The following is a 20,280-nucleotide window of genomic DNA, read 5'->3' as shown; positions in this document are numbered from 1 at the left end:
ATGCATGCTGCCTATTTCATCGCCGGCACCGATACCGATGTGGGCAAGACCACCATTGCCGCCGGCCTGCTGCATGCGGCACGTCTGGCCGGCCTGAGTACCCTTGGGGCCAAGCCGGTAGCGTCGGGCTGCGAGGTGACCCCCAAGGGCCTGCGCAACGCCGATGCACTGGCCCTGATCGCGCAAAGCAGCATCACGCTGCCCTATGCGCAGCTCAACCCTTTTGCCTTCGAGCCCGCCATCGCCCCGCACCTGGCGGCCCGCGAGGCGGGTGTTGCGCTGAGCGTGCAGGCGTTGCTGGCGCCGATGCGCACGGTGCTGGCGCACAACGCCGATTTCACCCTGATCGAAGGGGCGGGTGGCTGGCGGGTGCCGTTGTCCGATCAGGCCAATCTGTCGGACCTGGCGATTGCGCTCAAGCTGCCGGTGATCCTGGTGGTAGGCGTGCGCCTGGGTTGCATCAACCATGCGCTGCTCAGTGCCGAGGCGATTGCCCGCGATGGCCTGCAACTGGCCGGCTGGGTGGCGAACATCATCGAGCCGCGCACCTCGCGCCTGGAGGAGAACCTGGCTTCGCTTGCCGAACGCCTGCCGGCCCCCTGCCTGGGCCGGGTGCCAAAACTCAAGGTGGCCAGCGCCGAGGCGGTGGCCGCATACCTGCAGCTGGATTTGCTCGACTAGGCTGAGTCTATTGAAGGGCACTGTGCCATTAGTGTTTTTGACGGGCCTTTTGCCGGGTTGTCTGCTTCAATAGGGGCCGTTGATATCATCTGTGCCTTCCGTCACCTGGAGAGTTTGAAATGGAAATCTCGGGCAGTTCCGCATTCTATGCCGGCCTGGGCGCCATTCAGAGCGGCCAGAACCGCGTCGATCAGGCCGCCAGCCAGATCGCCAACACCACTGTCGAACGTGCTGCCACCAGCCAGTCCAGCGACTACCAGGCCGAACGCCTGCGCTCGGTCGACCGCAGCCAGCAGATGGACCTGGCCACCAGCACCGTCGAACTTGCCCTGGGCAAGCATCAGGTCGAACTGGGTGTCAAAGTGGCCAAGGCCTCCGACGAAATGCTCGGCACGCTGATCGATACCTACGCCTGAGCCAGCCGGCGCTCGCACCTCCCCGGTTTTACCCCTCCATCCTGACTCGACGCCCTGGCCCAAGGCCGGGCGTCTTGTCGTGCCTGCGTTCTGGCGAGCGGGGCCGGAGCGTAGCCTGTCATGGCAGAAATGCCCTCATGGGGGTGCTTGACAAGATTTCGGCGTAAACGTATGTTTCAAACAACTGTTTGACCGAAAGCCGCCTAGAGCTGGTCGGTGTATGTCGCGGTCTCCCTATTCAAGGATCCATCAGCAGAGGTTCATCGCTATGCCTGATTACAAAGCCCCCTTGCGTGATATTCGTTTCGTTCGCGATGAACTGCTGGGCTACGAAGCGCACTATCAGAGCCTGCCGGCTTGCCAGGACGCCACCCCCGACATGGTCGATGCGATCCTCGAGGAAGGCGCCAAGTTTTGTGAACAGGTACTGGCCCCGCTGAACCGTGTGGGCGACCTGGAAGGCTGCACCTGGAGCGAGTCGGGCGTTAAGACCCCCACCGGCTTCAAGGAAGCCTACAAGCAGTTCGTCGAAGGCGGCTGGCCGAGCCTGGCCCATGACGTCGATCACGGCGGCCAGGGTCTGCCCGAGTCGCTGGGCCTGGCGGTCAGCGAAATGGTCGGCGAGTCGAACTGGTCGTGGGGCATGTACCCAGGCCTGTCGCACGGCGCGATGAACACCATCTCCGAGCACGGCACCGCCGAGCAGCAGAACACCTACCTGACCAAGCTGGTATCCGGCGAATGGACCGGCACCATGTGCCTGACCGAACCGCACTGCGGTACCGACCTGGGCATGCTGCGCACCAAGGCCGAACCTCAGGCCGACGGTTCCTACAAGGTCACCGGCACCAAGATCTTCATCTCGGCCGGTGAACACGACATGGCCGACAACATCGTGCACATCGTGCTGGCGCGCCTGCCCGATGCACCGGCCGGCACCAAAGGCATCTCGCTGTTCATCGTGCCCAAGTTCCTGCCGACCGCCGAAGGCGGTGTGGGCGAGCGCAACGCCGTTTCCTGTGGCTCCATCGAACACAAGATGGGCATCCACGGCAACGCCACCTGCGTGATGAACTTCGACGCCGCCACCGGCTACCTGATCGGCCCGGCCAACAAGGGCCTGAACTGCATGTTCACCTTCATGAACACCGCTCGCCTGGGTACCGCGCTGCAAGGCCTGGCCCACGCCGAAGTGGCGTTCCAGGGTGGCCTGAAGTATGCCCGCGACCGCCTGCAGATGCGTTCGCTGACCGGCCCCAAGGCGCCGGACAAGGCGGCTGACCCGATCATCGTCCACCCGGACGTGCGTCGCATGCTGCTGACCATGAAAGCCTTCGCCGAAGGCAATCGCGCGATGGTGTACTTCACCGCCAAGCAGGTCGACATCGTCAAGTACAGCCAGGACGAAGAAGAGAAGAAGAAGGCCGACGCACTGCTGGCCTTCATGACCCCGATCGCCAAGGCGTTCATGACCGAAGTCGGCTTCGAGTCGGCCAACCACGGCGTGCAGATCTACGGCGGCCACGGCTTCATCGCCGAGTGGGGCATGGAGCAGAACGTTCGCGACAGCCGCATCTCGATGCTGTACGAAGGCACCACCGGCATCCAGGCGCTGGACCTGCTGGGCCGCAAGGTGCTGATGACCCAGGGCGAGGCGCTCAAGGGCTTCACCAAGATCGTGCACAAGTTCGTCCAGAACAACGAAGGCAACGAGGCCATCAGCGAGTTCGTCGCGCCATTGGCCAAGTTGAACAAGGAGTGGGGCGAACTGACCATGAAGGTCGGCATGGCCGCGATGAAGGACCGCGAAGAAGTCGGTGCCGCCTCGGTGGACTACCTGATGTACTCCGGTTACGCCTGCCTGGCCTACTTCTGGGCTGACATGGCGCGCCTGGCCGCCGAGAAACTGGCTGCCGGCACCAGCGAAGAGGCGTTCTACACCGCCAAGCTGCAGACCGCGCGCTTCTACTTCCAGCGCATCCTGCCGCGGACCCGCACGCATGTGGAAACCATGCTGTCGGGCGCGAGCAACCTGATGGACATGAACGAAGAGCACTTCGGCCTCTCGTACTGAGTCATCGCCTGAAGCAAGAAAGCCCGCCCTTACCGGCGGGTTTTTTTATGCGCCAGTCAGAACCTGATACGAATACGTGCTAAGCCCTGCTCCCACCCTGCCGTTACAAGTGCTGCCGGCATATTCATCTATTCATGTGCGCTGCCGACACATTAAAGGCACAATGCCATTACTTGATCTGCCGGGTCGGAGATTCCCTTGTTTCGTTTATCCGCTGTACGACTGAGCCATTTTCTGCCGTCACTGTTCCTGCTGGTGTCTGGGCTCGCCGCTGCTTATGTCAGAGACCTCAACGTCTTCTTCACCTCGCTGTTCAACGTGCTGCCAACCCTGGTGCTGCTGCTGGGCGGGGCCTACTGCACGGTCTACCGCCGTCAGCGTGAACTGTTCCTGATGGTCACGGTGTATATCGCCTACTTCCTGCTCGACACCCAGACCGACTACTACCGCGACAATGGCGTGGTACGCCAGGACGCCGCCGTGGTGTTCCACCTGGTGTGCCTGTTGCTGCCGATCCTGTTTGCGCTGTACGGCGCCTGGCAGGAGCGCACGCACCTGTTCCAGGACATGGTGGCGCGCTTTGCCGTGCTGCTGGCGGTCGGCAGCACGGCGCTGGGGCTGGAGCAGAGCTACCCGCAGGCGCTGCTCAACTGGCTCGCGGAAATCCGCTGGCCGGCGCTGCACGGTCAGTGGATGAGCCTGATCCAGCTGGCCTACCCGGTGTTCCTGCTCGCCTTCATCCTGCTGGTGGTGCAGTACCTGCGCGAACCGCGCCCGCTGCATGCGGCGCAGGTGATCGGTCTGATGGGGATCTTCTGGATGCTGCCGCAGACCTTCATCCTGCCCTTCACCCTGAACATCATGTGCAGCCAGGTGATGCTGATGATCGCCGCCGCGGTCTCCCACGAGGCCTACCAGATGGCGTTTCGCGACGAGCTCACCGGCCTGCCGGGGCGCCGCGCGCTCAACGAGCGCATGCAGCGTCTGGGGCGCAACTATGTGCTGGCGATGACCGACGTCGACCACTTCAAGAAATTCAACGATACCCACGGGCACGACGTCGGCGACCAGGTGCTGCGCCTGGTGGCCAGCAAACTGTCCAAGGTCACCGGCGGGGGCCGCGCCTACCGCTATGGCGGCGAGGAGTTCGCCCTGGTGTTCGCGGCCAAGACCATCGAGGAATGCCTGCCGCACCTGGAGGCGGTGCGCGAGGTGATCGCCAACTACAATATCCAGCTGCGCAACCAGGACAGCCGCCCCCAGGACGACCAGCAGGGGCGACAACGCCGTGGGGCGGCCGGGGCCAGCAGCGTGTCGGTGACCATCAGTATTGGTGCCGCCGAGCGCCTGCCCGAGCACCGCAGCCCCGATGAGGTGCTCAAGTCGGCCGACCAGGCGCTGTACAGTGCCAAGGGAGCGGGGCGTAACTGCACCATGACCTACGGCCACCAGAGCAAGCGTGGAGCGGTGCGCACGGCGTGACCAGAAGTGACTATGCGGTCGCCAGATGACCCTATGTGTCACAAAAGTTGTTAGGTTACACTGGCTCGCAACTGTGTAGCGGCCCTGCGGGGCCGTCCCGACTCAAGGTGTGAGAGGTTGCCATGGCTGACTATAAAGCGCCCCTGCGCGATATGCGCTTCGTCCTCAACGAAGTCTTCGAAGTATCCCGGCTGTGGGCACAACTGCCCGGGCTGGCCGAGGCGGTCGACGAAGAAACCGCACTGGCGGTGCTCGAGGAAGCCGGCAAGGTCACCAGCCAGCGCATCGCTCCGCTGAGCCGCAGCGCCGACGAAGAGGGCTGCCATTGGGACAACGGCGCCGTGCGCACCCCGGCCGGCTTCATCGATGCCTACCGCACCTACGCCGATGGCGGCTGGGTGGGCGTGGGCGGCGACCCTGCCTATGGCGGCATGGGCATGCCCAAGGTGATCTCTGCCCAGGTCGAAGAAATGGTCAACTCCTCGAGCCTGGCCTTCGGCCTGTACCCGATGCTGACCGCCGGTGCCTGCCTGTCGATCAACGCCCATGCCAGCGAAGAGCTCAAGACGCGGTACCTGCCCAACATGTACGCCGGGGTCTGGGCCGGCTCCATGTGCCTGACCGAGCCCCACGCCGGCACCGACCTTGGCATCATCCGTACCCGCGCCGAGCCGCAGGCCGACGGCAGCTACAAGGTCACCGGCACCAAGATCTTCATCACCGGCGGCGAACACGACCTGACCGAGAACATCATCCACCTGGTGCTGGCCAAGCTGCCTGACGCCCCGGCCGGGCCCAAGGGCATCTCGCTGTTCCTGGTGCCCAAGTTCCTGGTCAACCCCGATGGCAGCCTGGGCGAGCGCAACCCGGCCACCTGTGGCTCCATCGAGCACAAGATGGGCATCCAGGCCTCGGCCACCTGCGTGATGAACTTCGACAGCGCCGTGGGCTACCTGGTCGGCGAGCCGAACAAGGGCCTGGCAGCGATGTTCACCATGATGAACTACGAGCGCCTGGGGGTCGGCATCCAGGGCCTGGCCTCGGCCGAGCGTTCCTACCAGAACGCCATCGAATACGCCCGCGACCGCCTGCAGAGCCGTGCACCTACCGGGCCCCAGGCCAAGGACAAGACTGCCGACCCGATCATCGTGCACCCCGACGTGCGGCGCATGCTGCTGACCATGAAGGCACTGAACGAAGGCGGCCGGGCTTTCTCCACCTATGTTGCGATGCAGCTCGATACCGCCAAGTTCAGCGAAGACCGCGAGGCCCGCAAGCGCGCCGAAGACCTGGTGGCGCTGCTGACGCCGGTGTCCAAGGCGTTTCTCACCGATCTGGGCCTGGAAGTGACCGTGCATGGCCAGCAGGTGTTCGGCGGCCATGGCTACATTCGCGAGTGGGGCCAGGAGCAACTGGTGCGCGACGTGCGCATCACCCAGATCTACGAAGGCACCAACGGCATCCAGGCCCTGGACCTGATGGGCCGCAAGGTGGTGGGCAGCGGCGGGGCGTTCTACAAGCTGTTCGCCGACGAGATCCGCCATTTCATCGCCACCGCCGACACGGCGCTGGGCGAGTTCGTCAAACCGCTGGAGACGGCGCTGGACAGCCTCGACGAACTGACCGCCTGGGTGCTCGACCGCGCCAAGGCGAACCCCAACGAAATCGGCGCGGCGTCGGTGGAGTACCTGCACGCCTTCGGCTACACCGCCTATGCCTACATGTGGGCACTGATGGCGCGCACGGCCCTGGCCAAACAGGGTGAGGACGACTTCTACGCCAGCAAGCTGGGCACCGCGCGCTTCTACTTCGCCCGCCTGCTGCCGCGTATTCACTCGCTCAGCGCTTCGGTGAAGGCGGGCAGCGAGTCGTTGTACCTGCTCGACGCGGAACAGTTTTGATCTGACGGCGTCATGTAAGCATTTGCTTACATGACGTGGTGACGTTTGGCCTCTTCCGTAAGATTGGATCCACAGCTAATCTTCACCTCATGGACGTCGCGCAGGATGCGCACAGTACATAACAGGGACACGGAAGGATTTCCTGCCAGGACGGCGGGACGAAAAGGATGTCAGGGAAACAGTCTGCAAAACCCCGCTTCGGCGGGGTTTTCTTTTGCCCGGGTTTTTTCTAGCCGAGCACATCCAGAGGTGAACCGCCGATCTGGCGAGGGTCGATCTCTTCCTCCAGCAGATTGCGCAGCAGCTCCACCGACGCCTGCTGGCGCTGCGCATCGCGAAACACCAGGCCTACCTTCAGTGGCACCCGCGGCTCGCTCAGCGGCTTCCAGAGCAGCTCTGGATCGTCCGTGGCGTCGCGCGCACGCCCCGGCAACACGGTTGCCAGCGAGGTATGCGCCAGGCTGTCGAGAATCCCGCCCATGTTGTTCATCTCGGCCTGCACCTGCGGGCGGCGCCCGAGGTTGGCCAGTTGCGCCTGCCAGATCTGGCGTACCTGGAACTCTTCGCCCAGCATCAGCATGGGCAGTTCGGCGGCCTGCTTGAGCGAGACCTTCTTGAATTCGCGCAGCGGGTGCGTGTGCGGGATCACCAGTTGCAGCTCGTCTTCGTACAGCAGCAGGCCGTGAAGGCCCGGCTGGCGCGGCGGCAGGTAGCTGATGCCGATGTCCAGGGTGCCGTTGAGCAGGCGCCGTTCGATCTCCAGCCCCGACAGTTCGTAGATCTGCACCACCAGGTGTGGTTGCGCCTTGCGCAGGCGGTCGAGCAGTTGCGGCACCAGGCTCGGCCGTACCGTCTGCAGCACGCCGATGGCCAGGGTACGCAAGGCCTGCCCGCGGAAGTTGCGCAACGCCTCGCGGGCGCGTTGCAGGCCGTCGAGCAGGGGTAGGGCGTGGTTGTACAGGGTGTGTGCGGCCAGGGTTGGCAACAGGCGCTTGTTGCCCCGTTCGAACAGGCTCACATCGAGGCTGTGCTCGAGCTGGCGGATCTGCTGCGACAGCGCTGGCTGCGACAGTGAAAGGCGTTCGGCGGCCCGGCCCACATGGCCTTCTTCGTACACCGCGACGAAATAACGCAGTTGGCGAAAATCCATAAGCAATACTTATCAAAAAAGCTCGAAAAACGAAATGGCCGAAGGCCCGCGAGAAGCCTAGTCTATCCCGTATTCACAAGGTTTACAGGGCCAGAAGGCGCGATGAATACCGTGTATGTGGATGGCGTTTACATAGGCAAGGCAAAAAATGTCGGTTATGGGTTACTCACCGATATCGATAAGGAACAGGTTGCAAGAAGGCTGTGGTTATGGCCACAGGGGCTGGGCAGCGACGAACACGGCGACCCGCGCTTCCATACCGGCCCCGAGCGGGCCTTGCACCACTATCCGGCCGAGCACTACGCCTGGTGGCGGCGACGTTATCCACAGATCGACTGGTGCGCGCCGGGTTTTGGCGAAAACCTCTCGACCCGCGGCCTTACCGAAGAGCACGTCTGCCTGGGCGACATGTTCCGCTGGGGCGGGGCGCTGCTGCAGGTCAGTCAGCCGCGCTCGCCGTGCTACCGCCTGAGCCATCGCTGGGGCTTGCCGAACCTGCCGCAACAGGCGCAGGACGCGCTGCGCTGCGGCTGGTTCTACCGGGTGCTCAAGCCTGGCTTCGTCAGCGCCGACGAGCCGTTCGAACTGATACAACGCAGCTATCCGGGCCTGACCGTGGCCTGGGCACTGCATACTTTTTACCGTGAACCTCTGGAGCATGCGGGTTTGAAAAAGCTGGTGGATTGTCCGGCCCTCTCGTCACGCTGGCGCGACATCGCGATCAAGCGCCTGCGCAGCGGCCAGGTCGAGGACTGGACCGCGCGCCTGCTTGGCCTGCCGCTGGAAGGGCTGCGTGCATGAACCTGTTCAATCTGCGTCGCCAGGCGGCGCGCGCTGCCGAGCAGGCACCGGCGCCGGTGGCACTGGCCCAGGCCGAGCAGCTGTCGCGGGAATGCCTGATGCCGGCCACCGAGCGTGCGCCACAGGTGTTCGTGCGCGGCCAGGGTTCGTGGCTGTGGGACAACGAAGGCCGCGCCTATCTGGATTTCACCCAGGGTTGCGCGGTGAACAGCCTCGGGCACAGCCCCAAGGCGCTGGTGCAGGCACTGAGCAGCCAGGCCCAGGCATTGATCAACCCCGGCACCGGCTTTCATAACCGTGGCCTGTTGAGCCTGGTCAACCGCCTGTGCCAGAGCACCGGCAGCGATCAGGCCTACCTGCTCAACAGTGGTGCCGAAGCCTGCGAAGGTGCGATCAAGCTGGCGCGCAAGTGGGGCCAGCTGCATCGCAATGGCGCCTACCACATCATCACTGCGCGCCAGAGCTGCCACGGGCGCAGCCTGGGGGCGCTGTCGGCCTCCGACCCGTCGGCGTGCAACCGCTGCGAGCCCGGCCTGCCGGGTTTCAGCAAGGTGCCGTTCAACGATCTGGCCGCGCTGCATGCAGCAGTGGACTCGCGTACCGTGGCGATCATGCTCGAGCCGATCCAGGGCGAGGCCGGGGTGATCCCGGCCACCCAGCAGTACCTCAAGGGTGTCGAGCGCCTGTGCCGCGAACTGGGCATCCTGCTGATCCTGGATGAGGTGCAGACCGGCGTGGGCCGTTGCGGCGCGCTGCTGGCCGAGCAGACCTACGGCGTGCGCGCCGACATCATCACCCTGGGCAAGGGCCTGGGCGGCGGTGTGCCGCTGGCCGCCCTGCTGGCGCGGGGTACGGCCTGCTGCGCCGAGGCCGGCGAGCTGGAAGGCAGTCACCATGGCAATGCACTGATGAGTGCGGCGGGCCTGGCGATTCTCGATGCCGTGCTGGAGCCGGGCTTCATGGAGCAGGTGCAGGCGTCGGGGCGGCACCTGCGTGATGGCCTGAGCCACCTGGCGGGGCGTTATGGCCAGGGCGAGGTGCGCGGCCAGGGCTTGCTGTGGGGCCTGGAGCTGAGCGACGACTCGGCCGCGGCCCTGGTCAAGGCGGCGCTGCAGGAAGGGCTGCTGCTCAATGCGGCGCAGGCCAATGTGCTGCGCTTTTCGCCGGCGCTGACCGTCAGCCGCGGCAACATCGACGAAATGCTGCTGCGCCTGGCGCGTGCCTTTGCCCGTGTGCACACGGCGCAACTCAACCAGCGGCGTGCCTGACCCGGTAGCGCCGTACCGAATTCAACGAACCGTCTCGCGTTCCTGCGCATCGCCCCGGGCCTGATCCTTTTGGCCTGGGGCGTTTTTTTATGGGGGATGGCTATTTGAACCAGTGGGGGGTGCTTGCAGTCTGTAGTTAGGACTTTAGACAAGGAGCTGCCCGATGGACCTGATCCGAATTATCTTCGCCATTCTGTTGCCGCCGCTGGGCGTGTTCCTGCAGGTGGGTTTTGGTGGCGCCTTCTGGCTGAACATCCTGCTCACCTTGTGCGGTTACATTCCGGGGATCGTGCACGCGGTGTACATCATCGCCAAGCGCTAGACCGCGTCGCGGCCATCGCGGGTCCAGCCCGCTCCCACAAGGATCATCGAGACCTTTGTGGGAGCGGGCTTGACCCGCGATGGGGGCATCAAGACTGGCCCAGTACTTCCCGGTAGAACTTCCACTCTTCTTCCAGCGCATGCGCCAGGTTCGCTGCCGTCCGGAACCCGTGCCGCTCGGTCGGGTAGAAATGCCCTTCGGCACGCACCCCGTTGGCCTTCAGCGCCGCCAGCATCGAACGGGTCTGCTCCGGCACCACCACCGCATCCAGTTCGCCCTGGAAGAAAATCACCGGCACCTTGATCTGCGCGGCATGCAGCAGTGGCGCGCGCGCCTGATAACGCTGCACATCCTGCTGCGGGTCGCCGATCAGCCAGTCCAGGTAATCGCCTTCGAACTTGTGCGTGGCGCGCGTCAGCGCCAGCGGGTCGCTGACCCCGTACAGGCTCGCCCCGCCACGGAACACATTCTGGAACGCCAGCGCACACAGCGTGGTGTAGCCCCCGGCGCTGCCCCCGCGGATGAACGCCTGCGTCGGGTCGATCAACCCTTGCCCTGCCAGGAAGTCGACCACTGCGCAGGCATCCTGCACGTCCACTTCGCCCCAGCGCAGGTGCAGGGCCTGGCGATAGGCGCGGCCATAGCCGCTGCTGCCACGGTAGTTGAGGTCGGCCACGGCAAAGCCGCGCTGGGTCCAGTACTGGATGCGCGGGTCGAGCACCGGGAAGCACGCCGAGGTCGGTCCGCCATGCACGAACACCACCAGCGGCGGCGCCTCGACACCATTCATGGCCGGGTAGAAGAAGGCGTGCGCCTGGGCATCGCCGCTGGGGTAGGTGATGCTGCGCGGCTGGCTGACCTGTTCGCTGGGCAAGGGCATCGCACCGCCGGCCAGCACCTGAACGGTATGGCTGTGGCGGTCGATGGCGATGACGGCGGGCGTGCTGACGGCAGAGGCGGCGATGGCATACAGGTACCGGTCGTCGATCTCCAGGCAGCGAAAGCGGGTGTAGACGTCACTGAAGTCTTCCAGGGTGCCATCGGCATGATGCACGCCCAGGCGGCTGAAGCCGCCCTCGAACCAGCTCGCCAGATACCCGCCGCCGTCCAGGGGCAGCCAGGTGCTGGCGCCCAGTTGCCACGGTGCGCCGGCATGGTCGGCGCGCTCGGCCGGCAGTGCTGCCCAGCCCTGCGGGGTTTCGCCCCAGGGTTGCCAGTAGCCGTCACGATCCGACAGGCAGTACAGGCGACCGTCGGCATCGAAGCGCGGCTGCTGCAGCGATTCCGGTTGCGCCTCGCTGCCGGCGATGCAGCGCGGCGCTTCCCAGGTGTGTGCATCGCGGCGTTCGGCGCACAGCAGGCGGGTGGCAGTCCAGGGTTGGTGCGGGCGGCTCCATTCGATCCAGGCCAGGCGCTGGCCGTCGGCGCTGAAGGTGGGAGCGGCATAGAAGTCGGCGCCTTCGGCCAGTACCGTGCGGGTGCCGGCGGCGATCGATACCAGCCGGTGCACATCGGCGTCTTCTTCAACCGCCAGCACCTGGCCGGCGCCCCAGCGCAGGTCACCGTAGCGGCACGGGCCGTGGGTCAGCGGCTGCGGCTGCCCGCCGCCGAGCCCCTGGCTGTAGAGCTGCTGGTCGGCTTCGTTGACGAACACCAGCCCGTCGTCGCTCAGGCAGAAACCGCCGCCGCCATACTCGTAGACGCGGCTGCGCACGCTGAAGCCGTCGGGGGTCAGGCAGCGGGCCTGGCCGTCACGCCACTGCCAGATGCGGCAACCGCCGTCCTGGGGGCGAAACTCGTTCCAGAACAGCCCCAGCGGGCTGCGCTTGAGTTCGGCGTAGTCGGTGCCGGCGGCAACCGCCTGTTGTGCGCTGAAACGCTCAGCCGCGGGCGATGAGACGGGAGTTTCGATCATTGCGGAAGGTCATCTGGTCGATGGTCTGGGTGGCGGTTTCGGCCTCCTCCCGAGCAGCGAGGATGATCCCGTGGTCCGCCGATTTGGAGCAAACCGGGTCGGCATTGCTGGCGTCGCCGGTCAGCATGAAGGCCTGGCAGCGGCAGCCGCCGAAGTCCTTTTCTTTCTCGTCGCAGGAGCGGCACGGCTCGGGCATCCAGTCGTAGCCGCGAAAACGATTGAAGCCGAACGAGTCATACCATATGTGCTGCATGCTGTGTTCGCGCACGTTGGGGAATTGTACCGGCAACTGGCGTGCGCCATGGCACGGCAGTGCGGTGCCGTCCGGGGTGACGGTGAGGAAGATGCTGCCCCAGCCGTTCATGCAGCCCTTGGGCCGCTCTTCATAGTAGTCGGGGGTGACGAAGATCAGCTTGCATGGGTTGCCCGCAGCCTGCAGTTTCTCGCGGTATTCGTTGGTGATGCGTTCGGCGCGCTCCAGCTGCGCGCGGGTGGGCAGCAGGCCGGCGCGGTTGAGCTTGGCCCAGCCGTAGAACTGGCACGTAGCGAGCTCGACGAAGTCGGCTTCCAGGGCGATGCACAGCTCGATGATGCGGTCGATCTTGTCGATGTTGTGCCGGTGGGTGACGAAGTTCAGCACCATCGGGTAGCCGTGGGCCTTGACCGCGCGGGCCATCTCCAGCTTCTGCGCGAAGGCTTTCTTCGAGCCGGCCAGCAGGTTGTTGACCTGTTCGTCGCTGGCCTGGAAGCTGATCTGGATGTGGTCCAGCCCGGCGCGCTTGAAGTCGGCGATCTTCTGTTCGGTCAGGCCGATGCCGGAGGTGATCAGGTTGGTGTAGTAGCCCAGGCGGCGCCCCTCGCCGATCAGCTCGGCCAGGTCCTGGCGCACCAGTGGCTCGCCGCCGGAAAAGCCCAGTTGCGCGGCGCCCATTTCACGCGCCTCGGCCATCACCTTGAACCACTGCTCGGTGCTCAACTCCTTGCCCTGCTCGGCGAAGTCCAGCGGGTTGGAGCAGTACGGGCATTGCAGCGGGCAGCGGTAGGTCAGCTCGGCCAGCAGCCACAGCGGCAGGCCGACTGCGGGCTTGGCCGGTACCTCACTCAAGGACGATCCAGTGTTGCTCACGGGCGACCTCCATGAATTGCTCGATGTCGTCACCGAGTTCGGGTACACCGGGGAATTGAACGTCCAGCTCGGCAATGATCGCGGCCACATCGCGCTTGCCGTCGATCAGCCCGCCGATCAGCGCGGCGCTTTCGTTGAGCTTGATCATTCCTTCGGGGTAGAGCAGCACATGGCCCTTCTGCGCCGGTTCGTACTGGAAGCGGTAGCCGGGGCGCCAGTGCGGCGTCTTCGAACGGTCGAAACTCATAAGGTGATCCCCTTGTGCCACACCCGCTCGCTGGTGACGCTGTGGTAGGGCGGGCGGTTCAGTTCATAGGCCATGCTCATGGCGTCGAGCATGCTCCACAGAATATCGAGCTTGAACTGAAGAATCTCCAGCATGCGTTGTTGACCCTGCACCGTGGTGTAGTGCTGCAGGGTGATGCTCAGGCCATGCTCCACATCGCGCCGGGCCTGGCCCAGGCGGGTGCGGAAGTATTCGTAGCCGGCCGGGTCGATCCAGGGATAGTGCTGTGGCCAGCTGTCCAGGCGTGACTGGTGGATCTGCGGGGCGAACAGTTCGGTCAGCGAGCTGCTGGCCGCTTCCTGCCAGCTGGCACGGCGGGCGAAGTTGACGTAGGCGTCGACCGCGAAGCGCACGCCGGGCAGCACCAGCTCCTGCGAGCGTAGCTGGTCGGGGTCCAGGCCCACGGCCTGGCCCAGGCGCAGCCAGGCTTCGATGCCGCCGTCTTCGCCGGGGGCGCCGTCGTGGTCGAGCAGGCGCTGGATCCACTCACGGCGGATCTCGCGGTCCGGGCAGTTGGCCAGGATCGCCGCATCCTTCATCGGGATGTTGACCTGGTAGTAGAAGCGGTTGGCGACCCAGCCCTGGATCTGCTCGCGGCTGGCGCGGCCTTCATACATGGCCACGTGGTAGGGGTGATGGATGTGGTAGTAGGCGCCCTTGGCGCGCAAGGCCTGCTCGAACGCGGCGGGGGAAAGCGGTACGGCTTCGCTCATGGGGGCTCCTACAGCTCGATGCTCATGCCGTCGAAGGCCACTTCGACGTTGCGGCGGGCCAGTTCGGCGCGCTCGGCGGAGTCTTCATCGAGAATCGGGTTGGTGTTGTTGATGTGGATAAGTACCTTGCGCTGGTCGGGGAAGCCTTCGAGTACCTCGAGCATGCCGCCGGGGCCATTCTGTGCCAGGTGACCCATCTCGCGGCCCGTGCGGGTACCGACACCGCGGCGCTGCATCTCATCATCCTCCCACAGCGTGCCGTCGACCAGCAGGCAATCGGCGTCGTGCATCAGTTGCAGCAGCTTGTCGTCGAACTGGCCAAGGCCCGGGGCGTAGAACAGCTTGCCGCCGGTGCGCAGGTCTTCGACCATCAGCCCCAGGTTGTCGCCCGGGTGCGGGTCGAAGCGGTGCGGCGAGTAGGGCGGCGCGGCGCTGCGCAGCGGGAACGGGGTAAAGCGCAGGTTCGGGCACGCCTCGATCACGAAGCTGCCTTCGAGCTCTATGCGGTTCCACTGCAGGCCACCGTTCCAGTGGCTGAGCATGGTGAACAGAGGGAAGCCGGTGCTCAGGTCCTGGTGGACCATGTCGGTGCACCACACCTGGTGCGGGCAACCTTCGCGCAGGCTGAGCAGGCCGGTGGTGTGGTCGATCTGGCTGTCGAGCAGGATGATCGCGTTGATCCCGGTGTCGCGCAGGGCGCGGGCCGGCTGCATGGGGGCGAAGCCTTGCAGCTGCGCGCGGATGTCCGGCGAGGCGTTGCACAGCACCCAGTGCACCCCGTCGTCGGACAGTGCGATCGAGGACTGGGTGCGTGCGCTGGCGCGCAAGGTGCCGTCGCGAAAGCCCTTGCAGTTGTCGCAGTTGCAGTTCCACTGCGGGAAACCGCCGCCGGCGGCGGAACCTAGAATCTGGATGTACATGGCCACTCCTGCTGCGTCCAAAAATGAAAACGCCCCGGCTGACCGAGGCGTTGTACCGCAAGCAGACTCAGCGACTTGCGAAATACATGGTCACTTCAAAGCCAATACGCAGGTCAGTGTAAGCAGGTTTGGTCCACATGGGAGTACTCCTTCCGGATAGGTCTGGGGGCGGGTGGCTACATATTTAGGCCCCCCTTTGAAACAAGGGGTTACAACGGCCCGGGTAGCGCCATCTTACTAAAATTAATGGACAGTTTGGTTAAACCTGCGAGAAAGGCTGTTGCGTTGCCGGTAACAATCCGCCCTGTGCGGCGCTGGCCAGGTACAGGGCGTTGTCGAACAGGTGCCGGGCGGCGTGTTCGAGCTGCTGTGCGGTGACGGCCAGCAGCTGTTGTCGCAGCGTGTCCAGGCTGGGGGCGTCGCTGCCGGCCAGCCGGGCCTGCCAGGCCCATTCGGCGACGTCGGCATTGCCCATGTCCGGTTCGTGGTACTGCGCCGCCAGGGCCTGACGCGCCTCGGCATCATCGGTCAGGTCATGGGTGAAGCCTGCGACCACGCAGCGCATGTGCTCGAGGATCTGTGCCGGGTCGGCCTTGGGCGACTGCACGCCCAGCAGCAGGCCGGTATGGCCCTGCACCTGGCGCAATGCGCTGAACACTGCATAGCCCAGTTGCAGCTCCACCCGCAGGCGCTGGTAGAAGGGCCCTTGCAGTCGATGCGCCAGCAGCCGGTACACCGCCTCGCTGCCGGGCGGGGCGGGGCAGAACACCAGCAGTGCGTGCTCGCCTTCGGGCAGCGGCACATGCTGCCAGGGCCCTGTGGCATCGCCGGTGATCGGCTCGGCCATGCCCGGCTGTCCCGGTACCTGTGCCAGCAGCGCATTCAGCGTCGGCTGCACCGCTTCGGTGAAGCCGCAGGTCATGCCCTGCCAGCGGGCATGCTGCCAGAGCGCATCCAGCTCGGGCTGGGCGATCAGGCAGGCCGGCAATGGCCCCGGGTCACGCCCGACGATACAGCCCGGCAACTGCTTTAGCAGCAGGCGGATCGGGATCAGCGCCGGCTCGGTGCCTGGGCCTGCGCTCCAGTCCTGGGCGGCAGGCAGGCGCAGCAGCGCCAATGCCTGCTCGACGACTGCGACCACGGCGGGCGGTGACCCGGCGCAGCGCAGTTGCCAGAGGTGCTCGCACTCGCTCCATTGCAGCTCCACCGAGGCGCGGGTGGCGCGCTCGACCAGTGGGCGCAGGGCACCTTCGAGTACGCGCCACAGCCGCGCGCGCAACGCCGAGCGCACCTGCCAGCGCAGGTAGATCACGCCGTACTGCCGCACGGCCGGCAGCGCCGGGCTGTGGATAACCCCGGCGGGTGTCGGCGTGGCGGGTGCATCGCTGAACCCGACGGCCAGCAAGGGCTCGGCAGGTGGCAGTCGCCAGGGCTGGCGGGCTTGCTCGGTGAAGGGTTCGAGCAGGCCTTGCAGTGCCGCCAGGCCCTGGGCGTCGAGTGCACTGAATGGCTGGCCGCTGCTGTCGCGGCGCGCCAGTTCCAGGGCGCCGGCGGCCAGCGCGCGTGACTGCTGGATACGTGCATATTCGCTGTTCAGCGCCGTCAGGTCGGCATCGCGCAAGAAGCTCAGCCAGTCCCGGAACAGGTCTTCGACCTGGTCGGCAGGTGCCGCGTCATTGAGCTTGAAGCGCGCGTGCAGCAGTGCCTGTGCGGCGAACTGATGCAATGCCGAAAAACTGAAATCTTCCAGCCAGCGCCGTTCGCGCAAAGCGGCCAGCAGCCCGCCCGGGCGGGTGTCCGAAAGCCAGGTGTCGAGAAAGGCGATCGCCTGGGCAGCGCCGGCGGGCAGCTGTTCATAGCCGAGCAGCACATCCCGTTGCCCGGGCAGCTGTTCAACCCGCGCAGCGCGAAGCTGCAGCGCCGGTGCCGGGCCTTGTTCGATGGCCTGCCCGGGTGTGAAGACGGCGCCGTACTGCATGGCCAGGGCTTCAAGGGTGGCCAGTGGCTGTGGGCCGACCAGGCTCAGGGTCATCTGCCCGGCCTGATAGTAGCGTTGGTGAAAGGCTTGCAGGGCGCTCTGGAAGGCCGCGTCGGGTACCGGCAGGCTGTAGCGGTTGCCAGCGTGAAAACCGCTCAGCGGATGCTGCGCCGGCACGCTCTGCAGCAGTGCGTGCTGACGCTGCGCTTCGGGGTTGCGCGCCCAGGCAATGAACTCGGCATGGATCACTTCGCGCTCGCGCAGCTGTTGCGCACGGTCGGCCTGGGGGTTGGCGAGCATTTCGCACAAGCGCTCGATGCCCCCCTCGAAGGCGGCAGCCGGCACTTCGAAGAAGAAGTCGGTGGTGCGCTCCCGCGTGCTGGCATTGACCTGGCCGCCCTGGCGCTGCACGTAGCGCATCAGGGCGTCGTCGATGGCAAAGCGCGGGTTGCCGAGAAAGAACAGGTGTTCGAGAAAGTGCGCCAGCCCCGGCCAGGCGCTGGGAGCATCGTGGCTGCCGGCGCGAACCCGCACTGCCGCTGCACAGCGCTTGAGCCGCGGTGCATGGCGCAGGGTGACGTGCAGGCCGTTGGGCAGGGTGAGGTGGGCGCAGGACATGACGGCTCCGGTAACGTGCGAACCGTCATGCTAGCGGATAAATCAGTGCTTGCGCGGGCCGCCGTGGAGTTCCACACGCAGGTCGTGCAGGTACGGTGTGCTGGCGCGGCCTTCGTGCACCCGTTGCAGCTCGAGGTCGGCCACCAGCAGCGTGGGCTCATGCCCGGCCATGGCCAGCAGGCTGCCGTCCGGGCCGATGATGCTGCTTTGGCCGCAATAGTGGATCTGCTCCTCGGCGCCGCAGTAGTTGGCATACACCAGGTAGCACTGGTTCTCCTGGGCGCGTACGCGCACGGTGAACTGGCAGATGAAATCGTAGGGCCGCATGTTGGCTGTCGGCACCACGATCAGCTCGGCCCCGGCCAGGGCCAGGCGGCGGGCGTTTTCCGGGAACTCGATGTCGTAGCAGATCAACAGGCCCAGCTGCCAGCCATTGAGCGTGACCACCGGGAAATGGTCGGGGCCGGGGCTGAACATGGCGCGGTCCAGCCCGCCGAACAGGTGGGTCTTGCGGTAGTTGGCCAGGCTGCTGCCGTGGGCGTCGATCAACTGCACGCTGTTGTACACCTGGCCGTCCTCGCCAAGCTCGGGGTAGCCGTAGACGATGGCGATGCGGTTGGCCTGGGCAATTTCCACCACGGCCATGGCCGATGCGCCGTCCTGCGGCTCGGCCAGGCGTGCGACCGCTTCGCTGCCGATGTTGTAGCCGCTGAGGAACATCTCGGGGCACACCAGCAGTTCGGCGCCGCGTGCCGCCGCCAGCTGCGCCTGCTGGTGCAGGCGCTCGAGGTTGCCGGCCACGTCCATCGGGTGGGGCTGGCCCTGGTACAGGGCTATGCGCATGGGTCTCTCCTTTCAGTCGGCCAGGGCGATCGGGCCGATCTCGTTGAATACATCGCCAGGGCCGGGGTTGTCGGCGTGGGTGCGGCCACCGAAGTGGTTCATGATGCCCCATACCGCGTTGAGCGAAGTCTGCACCGCGCCTTCGACCCAGGCCGGGGTCCAGGAGACGTCGTCGCCTGCGATAAAGATGCCGCGCTGCTCGGCAGGCAGGTCCTGCTGCATGAAGTGCGCGTACATGCGCTGATTGTAACGATAATGGCCGGGCAGGGCGCCCTTGAACGCCCCCAGGAAATGCGGGTCGGCTTCCCACGACACGGTGATCGGGTCGCCGATGATGTGCCCGGCGATATCGACCTTGGGGTAGATCTTCTTCAGGGCGTCCAGCGCCAGTTTCACGCGTTTTTCCACCGGGTGCGGCAGCATCTTGAGCGCATCGCTCATCCACGAGTACGACAGGCAGATCACCCCCGGCCTGTCGTCGCCGTTGTCGAACAGGTAGGTGCCGCGGGTGAGGCGGTCGGTGAGGGTCATGCTCATCAGGTCGCGGCCGGTCTGCGGGTCCTTGTCCTTCCAGAACGGGCGGTCGACCATCACGAAGGTCTTGGACGACTGCATGTAGCGGGTGCGGTCCAGGGCCATCCACATCTTCTGCGAGAACAGCGACTCCTCGCACTCGATCTGGGTGGTCAGCAGCCAGCTCTGACAGGTGGTGAGCACCGCGGCGTAATGGCGGGTGACGCCCCAGGTGTCGGTAACGGCCAGGCGCCCATCGTCGGCGCGCGCGATGCTTTTCACCCCTGAATGTGGCGTGCCACGGTGCAACGAGCTGAGGCTGGTGCCTTGCGGCCAGTGGGCGCAGCGTTGCGGCACATGCCGCCAGATGCCCAGGGGCACCTGCTCGACACCGCCCACCACCAGGTGCTGGTGATCGTCGCAGTTAGTCATCACCACGCGGAAGATCTCGAGCATCGAGTTGGGGAAGTCGGAGTCCCAGCCGCCGGTGCCAAAGCCCACCTGGCCGAACACTTCGCGGTGCAGGAAGCTGAGCTTGGCGAAGGCCTTGGAGGTGGCGACGAAGTCGTAGAAGGTGCGGTCGTCCCACAGCGGCACCAGGGTGTTCCACAGCGCCTTCAGGCGCGGCACGTCGCGATCGCGGATTGCCTGCTGGATGTCGCCGAAGCGTGCACCATCCTCCAGCGCATCGGCCCAGGCGTCGGCGACTTCCTGGAACAGTGCCGGCAGGTCGCTGAGTTTTTCGGCGTAGTGGGTCTGGCCCTCGAGGTCGATCACCGTGCTGCCGGAGGCGGGGGTCAGCGGGTTGGGGAAGGGTCTGGTCTCCAGGCCCAGCTTGTCGACGTAGTGATAGAAGGCCGTGGAAGACACCGGGAAGCGCATGCCACCCAGCTCGGCGACGATGCCTTCGGCGCCGGAGAAGGTCTGCGAGCGCAGGCGCCCGCCCATTTTCGACGCCTCGTACACCACCGGCTTGAGGCCCAGCTTCATCAGCTCGTAGGCGGCCACCAGGCCGGCGATGCCGGCACCGACGATGGCCACCTCCTCACCGTGGCGCTCGGCGGGAATGCTGCCCAGGCCGGCCGGGTGCTCGATCCAGTCGTCGAAGGCGAAGGGGAAGTCCGGGCCGAAGATGGTGACCGGTTTTTTGCCGTCGGCGGGGTGGCGATTGTTCTTGTTCATGGGAGACCTTGCCAGGGCTGCGCGGGGAGCGGAGCTTGAGTATAGGAAATGCTGGCGGTCATTCTACGAGGGGAGGGTGTTGGTTATTAAG

18 protein-coding genes are annotated in these 20,280 nt (G+C 65.5%); 8 read left to right on the top strand and 10 right to left on the bottom strand.

The genetic code is table 11. The features are described from left to right. From bioD to B4I46_RS04625, 5 genes are all read left to right on the top strand, one after another. Complete coding sequence (gene bioD / locus B4I46_RS04645; RefSeq protein ID WP_286898818.1) at positions 1-681, top strand: dethiobiotin synthase; 681 nt, start codon at positions 1-3, stop codon at positions 679-681. Between the two features lie 119 nt (positions 682-800). Beyond that, positions 801-1,097 carry a hypothetical protein gene (locus tag B4I46_RS04640; RefSeq protein ID WP_043863683.1) on the top strand — a complete coding sequence of 99 codons (297 nt, stop codon included), beginning with the start codon at positions 801-803 and terminating at the stop codon, positions 1,095-1,097. A gap of 268 nt (positions 1,098-1,365) precedes the next feature. After that, on the top strand, positions 1,366-3,171 hold the full coding sequence (locus B4I46_RS04635) for a phenylacyl-CoA dehydrogenase (RefSeq protein ID WP_043863684.1): 1,806 nt from the start codon (positions 1,366-1,368) through the stop codon (positions 3,169-3,171). A gap of 198 nt (positions 3,172-3,369) precedes the next feature. Next, complete coding sequence (locus B4I46_RS04630) at positions 3,370-4,653, top strand: GGDEF domain-containing protein (protein ID WP_043863685.1); 1,284 nt, start codon at positions 3,370-3,372, stop codon at positions 4,651-4,653. A gap of 122 nt (positions 4,654-4,775) precedes the next feature. Continuing rightward, the gene (locus B4I46_RS04625; RefSeq protein ID WP_100634783.1) at positions 4,776-6,554 is read left to right on the top strand and encodes an acyl-CoA dehydrogenase C-terminal domain-containing protein; all 1,779 of its coding nucleotides are present in this window, start codon (positions 4,776-4,778) and stop codon (positions 6,552-6,554) included. 229 nt (positions 6,555-6,783) lie between these two features. Here B4I46_RS04625 and B4I46_RS04620 read toward each other — a convergent pair whose 3' ends face one another. Continuing rightward, positions 6,784-7,704 (bottom strand): LysR family transcriptional regulator, encoded by a 921-nt coding sequence (locus B4I46_RS04620; protein WP_043863687.1) that lies wholly within the window; start codon positions 7,702-7,704, stop codon positions 6,784-6,786. A 102-nt stretch (positions 7,705-7,806) separates the two neighbouring features. Here B4I46_RS04620 and B4I46_RS04615 point away from each other — a divergent pair, with 102 nt between their 5' ends. The 3 genes from B4I46_RS04615 to B4I46_RS04605 all read left to right on the top strand — a co-directional run bounded on the left by B4I46_RS04615 (position 7,807) and on the right by B4I46_RS04605 (position 10,095). After that, positions 7,807-8,505 carry an MOSC domain-containing protein gene (locus B4I46_RS04615; protein ID WP_043863688.1) on the top strand — a complete coding sequence of 233 codons (699 nt, stop codon included), beginning with the start codon at positions 7,807-7,809 and terminating at the stop codon, positions 8,503-8,505. Beyond that, positions 8,502-9,773, top strand: coding sequence for an aspartate aminotransferase family protein (locus tag B4I46_RS04610; protein ID WP_286898812.1), 1,272 nt, complete (start codon positions 8,502-8,504; stop codon positions 9,771-9,773). Before B4I46_RS04615 ends, B4I46_RS04610 begins: the two co-directional genes overlap by 4 nt. A 163-nt stretch (positions 9,774-9,936) precedes the next feature. After that, on the top strand, positions 9,937-10,095 hold the full coding sequence (locus B4I46_RS04605; RefSeq protein WP_011063854.1) for a YqaE/Pmp3 family membrane protein: 159 nt from the start codon (positions 9,937-9,939) through the stop codon (positions 10,093-10,095). A gap of 88 nt (positions 10,096-10,183) precedes the next feature. Here the strand turns inward: B4I46_RS04605 and B4I46_RS04600 are convergent, their stop codons facing one another. The 9 genes from B4I46_RS04600 to B4I46_RS04560 all read right to left on the bottom strand — a co-directional run bounded on the left by B4I46_RS04600 (position 10,184) and on the right by B4I46_RS04560 (position 20,189). Beyond that, the gene (locus B4I46_RS04600) at positions 10,184-12,010 is read right to left on the bottom strand and encodes a S9 family peptidase (protein ID WP_286898807.1); all 1,827 of its coding nucleotides are present in this window, start codon (positions 12,008-12,010) and stop codon (positions 10,184-10,186) included. Beyond that, positions 11,976-13,136, bottom strand: coding sequence for a pyrroloquinoline quinone biosynthesis protein PqqE (pqqE, locus tag B4I46_RS04595; RefSeq protein ID WP_286898805.1), 1,161 nt, complete (start codon positions 13,134-13,136; stop codon positions 11,976-11,978). The genes B4I46_RS04600 and pqqE overlap by 35 nt, the downstream gene beginning before the upstream one ends. After that, a complete protein-coding gene (gene pqqD / locus B4I46_RS04590; protein WP_043863692.1) occupies positions 13,108-13,383 on the bottom strand; it encodes a pyrroloquinoline quinone biosynthesis peptide chaperone PqqD in 276 nt (91 codons plus the stop codon). Before pqqD ends, pqqE begins: the two co-directional genes overlap by 29 nt. Then, the gene (gene pqqC / locus B4I46_RS04585; RefSeq protein WP_054915971.1) at positions 13,380-14,135 is read right to left on the bottom strand and encodes a pyrroloquinoline-quinone synthase PqqC; all 756 of its coding nucleotides are present in this window, start codon (positions 14,133-14,135) and stop codon (positions 13,380-13,382) included. The genes pqqD and pqqC overlap by 4 nt, the downstream gene beginning before the upstream one ends. 8 nt (positions 14,136-14,143) lie before the next feature. After that, entirely contained in the window at positions 14,144-15,055 is a 912-nt protein-coding gene (gene pqqB, locus B4I46_RS04580) for a pyrroloquinoline quinone biosynthesis protein PqqB (RefSeq protein WP_054915970.1), read from the bottom strand. Positions 15,056-15,122: 67 nt separating this feature from the next. Further along, positions 15,123-15,194, bottom strand: a complete 72-nt coding sequence (pqqA, locus tag B4I46_RS04575; protein ID WP_008365141.1) for a pyrroloquinoline quinone precursor peptide PqqA — start codon at positions 15,192-15,194, stop codon at positions 15,123-15,125. Between the two features lie 120 nt (positions 15,195-15,314). Beyond that, a complete protein-coding gene (gene pqqF, locus B4I46_RS04570; protein ID WP_286898801.1) occupies positions 15,315-17,651 on the bottom strand; it encodes a pyrroloquinoline quinone biosynthesis protein PqqF in 2,337 nt (778 codons plus the stop codon). A 42-nt stretch (positions 17,652-17,693) separates the two neighbouring features. Then, the gene (locus tag B4I46_RS04565) at positions 17,694-18,494 is read right to left on the bottom strand and encodes a carbon-nitrogen hydrolase family protein (RefSeq protein ID WP_054915968.1); all 801 of its coding nucleotides are present in this window, start codon (positions 18,492-18,494) and stop codon (positions 17,694-17,696) included. Between the two features lie 12 nt (positions 18,495-18,506). Next, positions 18,507-20,189 (bottom strand): flavin monoamine oxidase family protein, encoded by a 1,683-nt coding sequence (locus tag B4I46_RS04560; RefSeq protein ID WP_043863697.1) that lies wholly within the window; start codon positions 20,187-20,189, stop codon positions 18,507-18,509. Positions 20,190-20,280 lie beyond the last annotated feature (91 nt).

The sequence above is a fragment of the Pseudomonas sp. UBA7500 genome (assembly GCF_002478435.1).
GTDB lineage: Bacteria > Pseudomonadota > Gammaproteobacteria > Pseudomonadales > Pseudomonadaceae > Aquipseudomonas > Aquipseudomonas palmensis.
This window is presented reverse-complemented; position numbering and strand designations above follow the sequence as displayed.

What these genes read in the sequence shown, in the direction of transcription:
- bioD (WP_286898818.1), top strand. Translation starts at nt 1, where the DNA reads ATGCATGCTGCCTATTTCATCGCCGGCACCGATACCGATGTGGGCAAG.
- B4I46_RS04640 (WP_043863683.1), top strand. Translation starts at nt 801, where the DNA reads ATGGAAATCTCGGGCAGTTCCGCATTCTATGCCGGCCTGGGCGCCATT.
- B4I46_RS04635 (WP_043863684.1), top strand. Translation starts at nt 1,366, where the DNA reads ATGCCTGATTACAAAGCCCCCTTGCGTGATATTCGTTTCGTTCGCGAT.
- B4I46_RS04625 (WP_100634783.1), top strand. Translation starts at nt 4,776, where the DNA reads ATGGCTGACTATAAAGCGCCCCTGCGCGATATGCGCTTCGTCCTCAAC.
- B4I46_RS04620 (WP_043863687.1), bottom strand. Translation starts at nt 7,704, where the DNA reads ATGGATTTTCGCCAACTGCGTTATTTCGTCGCGGTGTACGAAGAAGGC.
- B4I46_RS04615 (WP_043863688.1), top strand. Translation starts at nt 7,807, where the DNA reads ATGAATACCGTGTATGTGGATGGCGTTTACATAGGCAAGGCAAAAAAT.
- B4I46_RS04610 (WP_286898812.1), top strand. Translation starts at nt 8,502, where the DNA reads ATGAACCTGTTCAATCTGCGTCGCCAGGCGGCGCGCGCTGCCGAGCAG.
- B4I46_RS04605 (WP_011063854.1), top strand. Translation starts at nt 9,937, where the DNA reads ATGGACCTGATCCGAATTATCTTCGCCATTCTGTTGCCGCCGCTGGGC.
- B4I46_RS04600 (WP_286898807.1), bottom strand. Translation starts at nt 12,010, where the DNA reads ATGATCGAAACTCCCGTCTCATCGCCCGCGGCTGAGCGTTTCAGCGCA.
- pqqD (WP_043863692.1), bottom strand. Translation starts at nt 13,383, where the DNA reads ATGAGTTTCGACCGTTCGAAGACGCCGCACTGGCGCCCCGGCTACCGC.
- pqqC (WP_054915971.1), bottom strand. Translation starts at nt 14,135, where the DNA reads ATGAGCGAAGCCGTACCGCTTTCCCCCGCCGCGTTCGAGCAGGCCTTG.
- pqqB (WP_054915970.1), bottom strand. Translation starts at nt 15,055, where the DNA reads ATGTACATCCAGATTCTAGGTTCCGCCGCCGGCGGCGGTTTCCCGCAG.
- pqqF (WP_286898801.1), bottom strand. Translation starts at nt 17,651, where the DNA reads ATGTCCTGCGCCCACCTCACCCTGCCCAACGGCCTGCACGTCACCCTG.
- B4I46_RS04565 (WP_054915968.1), bottom strand. Translation starts at nt 18,494, where the DNA reads ATGCGCATAGCCCTGTACCAGGGCCAGCCCCACCCGATGGACGTGGCC.
- B4I46_RS04560 (WP_043863697.1), bottom strand. Translation starts at nt 20,189, where the DNA reads ATGAACAAGAACAATCGCCACCCCGCCGACGGCAAAAAACCGGTCACC.